Origin of the sequence: Microcoleus sp. B3-A4, from assembly GCF_036705385.1 — a bacterium.
Taxonomy (GTDB): domain Bacteria; phylum Cyanobacteriota; class Cyanobacteriia; order Cyanobacteriales; family Microcoleaceae; genus Microcoleus.
In genome coordinates, this window is record NZ_JAUBUI010000006.1 from 92,107 (window position 1) to 104,584 (window position 12,478).

The 12,478-nt window shown below is 48.3% G+C and carries 3 protein-coding genes; all 3 read left to right on the forward strand.

What is annotated here, in order from left to right:
* Window positions 1-22: 22 nt before the first annotated feature.
* The 3 genes from QUB33_RS05050 to QUB33_RS05060 all read left to right on the forward strand — a co-directional run bounded on the left by QUB33_RS05050 (window position 23) and on the right by QUB33_RS05060 (window position 12,265).
* On the forward strand, window positions 23-502 hold the full coding sequence (locus tag QUB33_RS05050; protein WP_333348105.1) for a hypothetical protein: 480 nt from the start codon (window positions 23-25) through the stop codon (window positions 500-502).
* 721 nt (window positions 503-1,223) lie between these two features.
* On the forward strand, window positions 1,224-7,994 hold the full coding sequence (locus QUB33_RS05055; protein WP_445299506.1) for an amino acid adenylation domain-containing protein: 6,771 nt from the start codon (window positions 1,224-1,226) through the stop codon (window positions 7,992-7,994).
* On the forward strand, window positions 7,991-12,265 hold the full coding sequence (locus QUB33_RS05060) for an amino acid adenylation domain-containing protein (RefSeq protein ID WP_333348111.1): 4,275 nt from the start codon (window positions 7,991-7,993) through the stop codon (window positions 12,263-12,265). The genes QUB33_RS05055 and QUB33_RS05060 overlap by 4 nt, the downstream gene beginning before the upstream one ends.
* Window positions 12,266-12,478: the final 213 nt, after the last annotated feature.

Below are 12,478 nucleotides of genomic sequence, written 5' to 3' on the forward strand. Positions count from 1 at the left end.
CAGTCAGCAAGGAGTCAAACAAATGAAATCGCTTAAGTCAAATTTAATTGTTTTAGGTAGTGTTGGATTGCTGTTTTTGGGAGCTTGCAGTAAAGGCGACCAAGCAAGCGATACAAATAGCAGTCCAGCATCCCCTTCTGTCGCCTCTCAACCTGCGTCTTCGCCTCCTGCCGCCGCTCCTGGAAAAGCAACTAAAGGGGGGCAAGTTGTGGAGTCGGGAGCTTACCATTTAGAGTTTGTAACTGAAAAAGAAGCTACCGGAACTCATTTAGATTTTTATTTGCTAAAAGAGGATAACAAGGAACCAGTTCCTAACGCGAAAGTGACGGCTCAAGTGCAGTTGCCGAATGGAAAGCAGCAAAGCCTAGCTCTCAAGTATGATGCTGAGGGCAAACATTACGCTGTGGTGTTTCCCGGCAAAGAGCCCGGTCAGTATCCAGTGAAAGTGGCTGCGGATATTAACGGAAAAAAAGTTGAGGGTCGTTTTACCTTCAATCAATAGATAGCTGATTTCCTAATGCGCTCTAACTTAGGGCCGCATTAGGTATTAGCAACAAACAACTGCCTCCTGCATTTCCACTAAACTGAACTTCCTCATGCAAATCTACTTACACAATCTCAAAAGCCTTTCATCACAAAGGTTTCAATTGTTGAGTAAAAAATTTTGTACTTATGTAGATGATTGATATCTGTTTGCGATCGGCAATTATATTGAATCTACAACAATTGAGCGCGAGATCCTGCGTCAGCTATTGCTGATAAAGGGGTACAAACTTTAAGCTCAACAGTTGCATCCTTTGTGGAGTTAGAGTTTTAGGACTGTTAGTACATTTGTATCGGGGAAGTCCAGGTTAAAACTCCGCTGACAATTGCCCGTCAGGAACCATCGCGGACTGGGCTGGAGTTCGATCGCACCTTGACAGGGCTAGGCAGCGATGGTTTATGATGGGTATCACGGGGATCGGGTGCATCGCTAGGCTAGCCTGTGGCAATGGCAAAGCTGACGGACTGGGGTTAGAGCGCGAATTATGAGTGATGATGTCAACCTAGCTACTTAAAAAAATCTAAAATTAGCTAACAAAGCTTCTAGAGCGTGTGGCGAACTATTTCATTCCTGAAACAGAGAATAAGTATCAAAGGAATGAAGTAATTTGCTATGCCGTGGAAAGACCCCGTAGTAAACACTGGTGAATTGAGTGGCTAAAACTATAAGCAATACAAATATGTATATTCAGAATCAATTTAGTTGCTTTCTTATTGGAGAAGGAACTTTACTTATTCAATGTGCTGAACTTCTTTTAGAGCGGGGTCATCAGATTTTCGGTGTCATCTCCCTTGATACATCGATAAGTAGCTGGGCGAAGGCAAAGGACATACCTCACATCCAGCCAACAGATAATCTCATACCATTTTTAAGACAACAGCCTTTTGATTACCTATTCAACATTGTCAACAGGTCGCTATTAACCAAAGAAATTTTGGAGTTGCCGCGCCAGTTAGCGATCGACTACCATGATGCCCCACTGCCGAAGTATGCGGGACTCAATGCTACCTCTTGGGCTTTGATGCACCGGGAGAAGACTCATGGGGTGACGTGGTATGTGATGAGCGATTCGGTTGAGGGCGGCGATATCCTGAAGCAGGTTGCTATCGATATTGCTGATGACGATACGGCTTTTTCTCTCAATGGGAAATGTCATGAAGCGGCAATTCGTGCGTTTGAAGAGTTAGTTGATGAGATCTCAAGTGGTCAAGCCTTATCGAACAAGCAAAATCTGGATGAGCGAACCTATTTGGGACACTCAAAAAGACTTTTTGCTGGAGGTGTACTCTCGTTCAATCGTTGTGCCTATGATATGGATGCCGACATTCGGGCATTGGACTTTGGTTCCTACCCCAATGCCCTTGGTGTGGCGAAGTTGGCTATAGGGAGCGACTTGATCGTTATCCCCAAACTCGAAGTTAAAGATGACCTGTCTAAGTCGTCTCCCGGAACAATCACGGCGATTGAATCCAGCTTCTTGACGGTTTCTACAGCAAGTTACGAGGTAGCGCTGCACCAAGTGCTGACCATCGATGGTCAAGCGCTATCGATTCCTGATTGGGTCGAGAGATTTGGACTGCAAGTTGGGTATCAGTTTAAGGACATCGAGCCAGATAGGGCGAGGCGTATTGAGAGGTTGGATGGGTTAATTGCTCAGCACGAGGCTTTCTGGGTAGAGAAGCTGGCGACGTTACAGCCAATTACGGTTCCCTATGCAGATCCGATGGCATCACACTTGGAACAGAAGCAGTACACAAGTGTAAAGATGTCCATACCGCATGAGGTCACAACCTTCTTGGAGGAGCGCCATCCCGATTGGAATCAGAGCGACTTCCTGTTTGCTGCTTTTGCCACTTATCTGGGCCGTATTGGAGGAACTGGATGTTTCGATATCGGATTTAGGGATGTTGAGCTGCAACGGGAGTTGATAGGACTGGAAAGCTTTTTTGCCTCAATTGTTCCTTGTCGCGTAGATATAGACTACGAGCAAAGTTTTGAGGAAGTTTTTGCAGCTTTTAGGAAGCAATGGGAGTTGACAAAACTTCACAAAACTTATGCGCGTGATGTCGTAGCTAGGTATCCGGCTCTTCGTTCATTGCCTGAGCTGAGTCGTGAGCCGATGTTTCCGGTGGTCGTAGAACGGGTAGAAAAACTAGAAAATCACCAAGCTGGGTTGGGGAATGAGTTGACCCTGGTCATTCCGTCAGAGGGGAAAGAATGCTGTTGGCTCTATAACACCGAAGCATTAGATGGTGACAGCATAGCCAGGATGTTGGATCAGTTTACTACTTTTTTGCAAGGTATTGTAACTTGCCCCAAAGGGCGCGTTGCCTACATTCCCCTGCTATCTGAGCAGGAGCGTCACAAACTTCTGGTGGAGTGGAATAACACCCAGACAGATTACCCCAACAATACCTGCATCCATCAATTATTTGAAGCCCAAGTCGAACGCAGTCCCAACGCCACTGCCGTAGTCTTTGACAACGAACAACTCACCTACCAACAGCTAAATCACCGCGCCAATCAACTCGCCCATCACCTGCAAAATTTGGGTGTAAAACCCGAAGTAACCGTGGGAATTTGCCTAGAGCGTTCTCTAGAAATGGTAGTGGGATTGCTGGGTATTATTAAGGCAGGTGGTGCATACCTGCCTTTAGATCCAGCTTTTCCAAAAGAACGCATTGCTTTCATGCTAGAAGATGCTGGGGTGCAAATACTGTTAACCCAAGAAAAGTTGTTAACAGGATTACCTAACCTCACAATTTCTAAGCAGCAAATTATTTGTCTAGATACTAACCGGGAAAATATAGCTCAACAAAGTGAAGAAAAAGTTGTTAATCCAGTTACGCCGAACAACTTAGCGTATGTCATTTATACTTCTGGTTCTACAGGTCAACCGAAAGGTGTAGCCATGAGCCAAAGTTGCCTCACTAATCTGTTGATCTGGCAACTAAAAAGCTCAACTGTACAGAAGGGAAAAACTCTCCAATTTACTCCGATTAGCTTTGATGTTTCTTTCCAAGAAATTTTTTCTACATGGTGTGCAGGAGGAACATTAGTTTTAATCTCGGATGAAATGCGCCGCGATCCTTTCAGGTTATTAAGTTTCCTTCAAGAGCAAGAAATTGAACGATTATTTTTACCCTTTGTAGCACTACAACAATTAGCTGAAGTTGCTGAGAGTCAAGATTTAGTTACTATAAGTCTGCGTGAAATTATTACTGCTGGTGAACAGTTGCAGATGACTAGACAGCTAAAGAATTGGTTAAGCAAAATCCCTTATTGTACTTTGCACAATCATTATGGACCATCGGAAAGTCATGTAGTGACGGCTTATCAACTTACAGGTTATCCTGAAAATTGGTCAACGCTGCCTCCTATTGGTCGTCCTATTGACAATGTGCAAATATATTTACTTGATACCCATCTTCAACCTGTACCTATAGGTGTTGCAGGTGAATTACATATCGGTGGTGTTGGTTTAGCACAAGGCTATTTGAACCGTACAGAGTTAACCGCAGAAAAATTTATTGCAAATCCTTTCAGTGAAGATTTAGAAGAGCGTTTATATAAAACTGGAGACTTAGCGCGTTACTTACCCGATAGCAATATAGAGTACTTGGGAAGGATTGATAATCAAGTCAAGGTTCGTGGCTTCCGCATAGAATTAGGGGAGATTGAAACTGCGATCGCACAATATCCAGCAATCCAAGAAACCGCAGTCGTAGCGAGGGAAGATGTTCCTGGTCGCAAGTATTTAGCAGCATACATAGTATCTCATCATCAGTCTGCAACAACAAACAGCCAACTACGCAATTTCCTGAAGGAAAAACTGCCAGAATACATGATTCCTGGGGTGTTTGTAAGTTTGGATGCCCTACCACTTACACCTAGCGGTAAAGTAGACCGTCGCGCCTTACCGACACCAAAATTACTACGTGAGATAGACGATAATTTTACAGCTCCTCGAAGTCCGATTGAAGAAAGACTAGTTGCCATCTGGGCAAGTGTCCTAGGCATCGAGCAAGTTAGCATTCACGACAACTTCTTTGAGTTGGGGGGACATTCCTTACTAGCTACCCAAGTCATTTCTCGCGTGCGCGAAGCTTTCGGAGTGGAACTCCCCCTGCATACTCTCTTTGAAGAACCCACCCTAGCTGGCTTGGCCAAGAGCGTCGAGACAGCCAGCCGAGCCGAAAAAGGCAGTCTACAGGCTCTGCCCATTAGTCCCATCTCACGGGAGGGAGACCTGCCTCTGTCCTTTGCTCAGCAGCGGCTGTGGTTCCTCGACCAATTGATGTCTGGGACACCCCTATACAACCTCCCCAACGCTCTTCGCTTGAAAGGTTCGCTCAACGTGACGGCACTAGAGCAGAGCTTAAGTGAAATTGTGAGGCGTCACGAAGCTCTACGGACTACCTTTAGTGCTGTGAACGGGCAGCCAATTCAGGTCATTCATCCGGCTGTTACCTTGCTGTTGCCGATAGTAGACCTCCGGAAACTTCCTGAGACTGAACGGGAGGCGGAAGCTCAACGGTTAGCTGCTGAGGAAGCTCAGCGCCCCTTTGACTTGGTTAATGAACAATTGTTTCGCGTCAAACTCTTGCACCTGGGACAGGAGGAATATTGCCTCCTGTTGACCATGCACCACATCGTCTCCGACGGCTGGTCTCTTGGTGTGTTTATGCGGGAGTTGACGGCGCTTTATGAAGCTTTTTCCACTGAGAAGTCCTCGTCATTGCCTGAACTACCTATCCAATATGCTGACTTTGGTGTCTGGCAGAACGAGTGGCTCGTCGGTGAGGTGTTGGAGGTTCAACTTAACTACTGGAAGCGGCATCTAGGTGGTCAGTTGCCCGTGCTGGAGTTGCCCACCGATCGCCCCCGACCTCCAGTTCAAACTTATCGAGGTGCAAGGCAATCTCTGGAACTGCCTAAGAAAAGTTCCGATGCCCTCAAAGCGCTCTCGCAGCAGGAAGGCGTTACTTTGTTTATGACCTTACTGGCGGTCTTCCAGATACTGCTCTACCGATATACAGGTCAGGAAGACGTTATTGTTGGTTCTCCCATTGCTAATCGCAACCGCGTTGAAATCGAAGGGTTGATTGGATTTTTTGTCAATACTTTGGTGCTACCAACTGAGCTTTCAGGCGAGCCAAGTTTCCGGGAATTGCTAGGTCGGGTGCGTGAAGTGGCTTTGGGAGCCTATGCTCACCAGGATTTGCCTTTCGAGAAGTTGGTAGAGGAACTGCAACTAGAACGGGATTTGAGCCGTAACCCCCTGTTTCAGGTGATGTTTGTTCTCCAGAATGCCCCGATATCGGCTTTGGAGTTTCGGGGTCTAAGTCTAACCCCTCTGGAAGTCCATAACGGCACAGCAAAGTTTGATTTAACCCTCGAACTAGAAGAGAGTGCCGAGGGTATCAGGGGCTGGTTTGAATACAACACAGACTTGTTCGACACCCTCACTATCACCCGGATGGCGAACCATTTTCAGACCTTGGTGGAAGGTATCGTCGCCAATCCAGAACAGCGCCTCTGGGGCTTACCCCTGTTGAGTGCAGCCCAACAGCATCAACTGCTAGTGGAGTGGAATAACACCCAGACAGATTACCCCAATCAAACCTGTATCCATCAGTTATTTGAAGCCCAAGTAGAGCGAACTCCTAACGCCGTTGCAGTAGTCTTTGAAAACGAGCAATTAACCTACCAGCAGCTCAATTATCGTGCCAATCAACTAGCACACCACCTGCAAAAATTGGGTGTGGAACCAGAAATGCTGGTCGGAATTTGTGTAGAGCGATCGCTAGAGATGATCGTAGGACTCCTAGGCATTCTCAAGGCTGGTGGGGCTTATTTGCCGTTAGACCCATCGTATCCCCAGGATCGTCTAGCCTTCATGCTGGAAGATGCCCAGGTGTCGGTGCTATTAACCCAACAGAAGCTAATCGCAGGTTTTTCCGAGTACAAAGCACAGCGTTTCTGCTTGGACACCGACTGGGAAGTAATCGCCCAAGAGAGCGAGGAAAAACCTGTCATCCGCGTGACGGCCGATAACCTGGCTTACACAATCTACACATCTGGTTCTACAGGGAAACCAAAAGGAGTGTTGGTAACCCATCAAAACCTAGTCCACTCCACCAGTGCTCGTATTTCTTATTACAGCGAACCCGTCACCAGTTTCCTATTACTTTCGTCGTTTGGCTTTGACAGTTCGATCGCGGGCATCTTTTGGACATTGTGCCAGGGAGGCATCCTTGTACTACCGCCAGATAAGTTCCAACAAGAGCTGTTACAGCTTACAAAGTTCATCGCTCAACATCAAATATCGCATTTATTGAGTCTTCCATCTCTCTATAGCCTGATATTGGAGCAAGCGGAACCACAACAGCTCACTTGTCTTCGTAGTGTTATTGTGGCAGGCGAACCCTGTTCCAGAGAGTTGGTTGAACGCCATACTAAGCTGCTGGCTCACACATCTTTGTTCAACGAATACGGTCCAACAGAAGGAACGGTTTGGAGCAGTGTATATCATTGTCAGCCTTCGGGACTCACAACACAGGTTCCGATTGGTCGCCCCATTGCAAATATGCAGATATATCTGCTGGATAAATATTTGAGTCCTGTTCCCATTGGTGTACCGGGCGAGATCTATATCGGCGGCGCAGGCATCGCCCGAGGCTACCTCAACCGCCCGGAGTTAACCAACCAGAAGTTCATCCCTAACCCCTTTAGCGCTGAACCTGGGCAACGCCTTTACAAAACTGGGGACTTAGCCCGCTACCTAAGCGACGGCAATATTGAGTTTCTCGGTCGCCTCGACCATCAGGTAAAGATTCGCGGCTTCCGCATCGAACAGGGCGAGGTTGAGTCAACACTCCTCCAACACCCCACCGTGCGAGAAACCACAGTCATAGCTAGAGAAGACATCCCCGGCGACAAACGTCTAGTAGCCTATGTCGTACCCAACCCAGAGCAGACACCCACCATCGATGAACTGCGCCGCTTCCTCAAGCAGAAACTGCCTGACTACATGGTGCCATCAGCCTTCGTATTGCTAGATGCCCTGCCCCTGACCCCTAACGGCAAAGTAGACCGCCGCGCTCTACCAGCGCCTGACCAGTCACGACCCGACCAGTCAGTAACGTTTGTGGCTCCTCGCAGCCCGATCGAGCAGCAGCTAGTTGATATCTGGGCTGAAGTCCTAAGACTGGAGCAGGTCGGCATCCACGACAACTTTTTTGAATTGGGGGGACATTCCCTGCTGGCTACCCAAGTTATTTCTCGCTTGCGCCAAGCCTTCGGAGTGGAACTGCCCGTGCGTACTTTATTTGAAGCACCTACCGTGGCTGACTTAGGCACTCGCCTTGAGACAGTTCGTTGGGCAGTGCAAGAATTACAAGCTCATGAGAGCGACACAATGGGTGATTATGAAGAGGGAGAACTATGAAAACGATTGATGAGTTTTTGTCTGAGCTTCGCTGTCTAGACGTGAAGCTATGGAACGAAGGCGATCGCTTGCGTTATAAAGCTCCCAAAGAAACACTGACACCCGCCCTGCTGCAAGAGCTAAAAGAGCGCAAAGCAGAAATCCTCGCATTTCTGCACAAGGCTAATGCTGCCAGCAATTCCAATCTTTCGCCCATATTGCCTGTCCCAAGGGACGAAAACCTCCCCCTCTCATTTGCTCAAGCTAGACTCTGGTTACTCGCTCAATTGGAACCAGAGAGTCCTGCTTATAACATACCTGCTGCCTTTCGCTTAACCGGTCTACTCAACGTAACCGCACTCTCGCAGAGCCTGAGTGAAATTGTCCGACGCCATGAAGTCCTCAGAACCACTTTCCCCTCTGTGGATGGGCAACCCAAGCAAGTCATCTCCCTACATACAGCTTTAAAACTGCCAGTAATAGACCTGAGGGAACTTCCTCCAGACCAAGGGCTTTCTGAAGCTCAACGCCTTGCCACCGAGGAGGCTCAACAATTCTTCGACCTAGCGACTGGGCCATTATTTCGCGTCCAACTTCTGCGCGTGGAAGAAGCGGAACATATGCTGCTCGTGACCATGCACCACATTGTTTATGATGGCTGGTCCTACGATATTTTCTTACGGGAACTGGCAGCGCTCTACGACGCCTTCTCCAGTGGCAAGCCCTCACCCCTCCCCGAACTGCCCATCCAATATGCTGATTTTGCCCACTGGCAGCGCGAGTGGCTACAGGGTGAAGTCCTAGAGTCTCAGCGAGACTACTGGAAACAGCAGCTAAATGGCAGCCTGCCCATACTACAACTGCCCACTGACTACCCGCGCCCACCAGTTCAGACCTATCAGGGTGGGTACCAATCTCTGGAGCTACCGAAAAACCTAACCCAGGCACTCAAAGACCTGAGCCAGCAGGAGCGGGGCACTCTGTTCATGACCCTGTTAGCAGCATTCCAGACATTACTCTACCGCTATACCGGGCAAGAAGACATTATCGTAGGCACTCCAATCGCCGGTCGCAACCAAGTGGAAGCCGAGGGTCTGATTGGATTTTTTGTTAATACCCTAGCCCTGCGTACCTACCTCAGTGGCAACCCAAGTTTCCAAGAACTGCTAGGTCGAGTACGCGAGGTCGCTTTAGGAGCCTATGCCCACCAAGACCTACCCTTTGAAAAACTCGTAGAAGAACTACAGCCCGAACGAGACCGAAGCCGCACGCCGCTGTTCCAGGTGATGTTCGTTCTACAGAACACTCCAACCTCCGCCTTGGAGTTACCAGGTTTGACCGTCAACTCCCTGAATATTGACAGTGGAACGGCGAAATTCGATCTAACCCTATTCATAATGGAGACGGCGCAAGGACTGAGAGCCTCGTTGGAATACAACACCGACCTCTTCAACGCCGCCACCATTACTCGGATGCTGGGGAATTTCCAGACCTTACTGGAAGGCATTGTCGCCAACCCTCAACAGCGTCTCTCAGACTTACCGCTGTTGACAGCAGCCGAACAACATCAGTTGCTGGTGGAGTGGAATAACACCCAAACAGATTACCCAAGTAACACCTGTATTCATAACTTATTTGAAGCCCAAGCCGAGCAAACTCCTAACGCTGTTGCCGCAGTCTTTGGAAGCGAGCAACTTACCTACCGAGAGCTAAATCACCGTGCCAATCAATTAGCACACCACCTGCAAGGGCTGGGGGTAGGACCAGAGACATGCGTGGGGATTTGTGTGGAGCGATCGCTAGATATATTAGTAGGACTCCTAGGCATCCTCAAAGCCGGTGCAGCCTACTTACCACTAGACCCGGCATATCCGCAAGAGCGTCTCACCTTCATGCTGGAGGATGCCCAAGTCCCAGTCCTATTGACCCAACAGCCGCAGGTTGAGAAACTTCCCTCACATCGAGCCAAAGTAGTCTGCCTAGACACTGACTGGGACGCCATTAACCGAGAGAGCCGGGAAAACCCCATTAGCAGCGTGACGGCTGGCAACCTAGCCTATGTAATGTATACCTCCGGTTCTACAGGCAGACCCAAAGGTGTTAGCGTCATCCATCGAGGTGTAGTGCGGTTAGTCAAAGGAGCCAACTATGCCAACCTAGCAGCAGAAGAAGTCTTCCTACAGCTAGCTCCCATCTCCTTCGACGCCTCAACGTTGGAAATTTGGGGTAGCCTACTTAACGGTGCGCGGCTGGTGATATTTCCCCCCCATACGCCATCCCTGGAAGAGTTGGGACAAGTTATCCAGCAATACCAAATCACAACTCTGTGGCTCACAGCGGGTCTGTTTCACCTAATGGTGGATGAGCGACTGGAGGATTTAAAGCCCTTGCGTCAACTCTTGGCTGGTGGTGATGTTTTATCTGTTCCCCATGTCCAGAAATTTCTCCAAAAAATAGGAGACTGTAAGCTAATCAACGGTTATGGTCCAACCGAGAACACGACGTTCACCTGCTGCTACCCAATAATAGAGCCTGACCAACTCGGTAACTCCGTCCCCATTGGACGCCCCATTACCAATACCCAGGTTTATCTGTTGGATAGCCACCTACAGCCTGTCCCCATCGGAGTTCCCGGCGAGTTGTACATCGGCGGCGACGGCTTAGCCCGAGGCTACCTCAACCGCCCAGACTTGACCGAAGAGAAATTTCTCCAAAACCCTTTTAGTGATGAACCAGGAACACGCCTCTATAAAACCAATGACCTAGCCCGTTACCTCCCCAATGGCAACATCGAGTTTCTCGGTCGCATCGATAATCAGGTGAAAATTCGCGGCTTTCGCATCGAACTGGGAGAAATTGAAGCGGTGCTGGCACAACACCCTACTGTGAAAGAAACCGTAGTCACAGCTAGAAAAGATATCTCCGGCAACAAAAGCTTAGTCGCCTACATCGTTTCCCACCAAGAGCAAGCATCCACAATCGATGAAGTGCGCCGCTTCCTCAAGCAGAAACTGCCCGACTATATGGTGCCTGGAGCTTTCGTACTTCTAGAGGCTTTGCCCCTGACTCCCAACGGCAAAGTAGACCGCCGCGCCTTACCAGCACCCGACCAAATCAGGAAAGAGCCAGAAGAAACGTTTGTAGCTCCCCGCAATGAATTAGAACTCCAGCTCACACAGATTTGGGAAAAAGTTTTAGGTGTCCACCCCATCAGCGTGAAAGACAACTTTTTTGACTTGGGAGGACACTCCATGTTGGCGGCACGTCTATTCGCACAAATCGAGAAGAAATTGGGCAGAAATCTCCCTCTGGCTAAACTCTTCCAAGCACCGACTATTGAGGAACTAGCTAGCATTTTCAGCCAAGAAGGCGATAGTTCAGAACATAACAAATCAACAATAAAGCTTGAGAGTGCAACTAACCTTCTGAATCAGTCTGGATTGTCATCGCCTTGTTCCTCACTGATAGTGATTCAACCTAAGGGTTCCAAACCGCCTCTATTCTGTATCCATGTGCTTGGCAGAGGTCTCAAATTCTACCGTCCTTTGGCACATCATTTGGGTCTAGAACAACCCCTTTATGGACTAGCCGCACAAATTATGGATAAAAAATATGCTCCCCCCAATCGCGTTGAGGACTTAGCCGCTCACTATATAAAAGAAATGCGGATTCTCCAGCCCGAGGGACCTTATTTTCTGGCAGGCGTGTCTTTTGGCGGCAGTGTAGCCTTCGATATGGCTCAGCAGCTAGTCGCGCAAGGCCAAAAGGTAGCTCTACTAGCCTTATTGGATACACACACTTCAGAGGCACTCAAACCAATATCAAGCAGAGAGCAGCTCTCTGCTCACTGGAGTAACTTTTTACAACTCGGACCAACATATGTTTTAAAGAAGGCGAAGGATAACGTGAAGGGGAAAATCCAGATCTTCAACGATAAGCTTAATCATAGCCTCAACGAGATTGGCTGCAAGTTTTACAGAGGTATCGGACGACCCTTGCCTAAGGATCTTCAAGACTTCACTTTTCAACAGGAAAACATTCAGGCATCAAGAAACTATGTACCGCAAGTCTACCCTGGTCAAGTAGCCCTTTTCCGGTCTACAGATCAGATTATCGGTGTAAGCTCTTACGCAGATCCTCTATTGGGCTGGGGCGAACTTGCTGCTGGAGGATTAGAATTCCATGAAGTTCCTGGTACCCACCTTGGTATGTTACAAGAACCTCATGTACAGGTGCTAGCCGAAAAATTGAAAGCTTGCTTAGATAAGGCTCAGGCAGAAACTCATTTGTGATCTGCCGCTTACGGTTGGAATCGGCGGTGGATAGATCCATGCTTATGGGGGTAAATAGAGAACCCATTTGGGTTCTCTAAGAGACTGGGTGAGCGCGGGATACTAGATGCGATGCGATCGCCACCTTATATCATGTCCGGTCGATTAACGATGATTAAACTTTTGCCTCCGGCCACCAATAGACTGGACTTCCCCCATACAAATGTACTAACA

What these genes read in the sequence shown, in the direction of transcription:
- QUB33_RS05060 (WP_333348111.1), top strand. Translation starts at nt 7,991, where the DNA reads ATGAAAACGATTGATGAGTTTTTGTCTGAGCTTCGCTGTCTAGACGTG.
- QUB33_RS05055 (WP_445299506.1), top strand. Translation starts at nt 1,224, where the DNA reads ATGTATATTCAGAATCAATTTAGTTGCTTTCTTATTGGAGAAGGAACT.
- QUB33_RS05050 (WP_333348105.1), top strand. Translation starts at nt 23, where the DNA reads ATGAAATCGCTTAAGTCAAATTTAATTGTTTTAGGTAGTGTTGGATTG.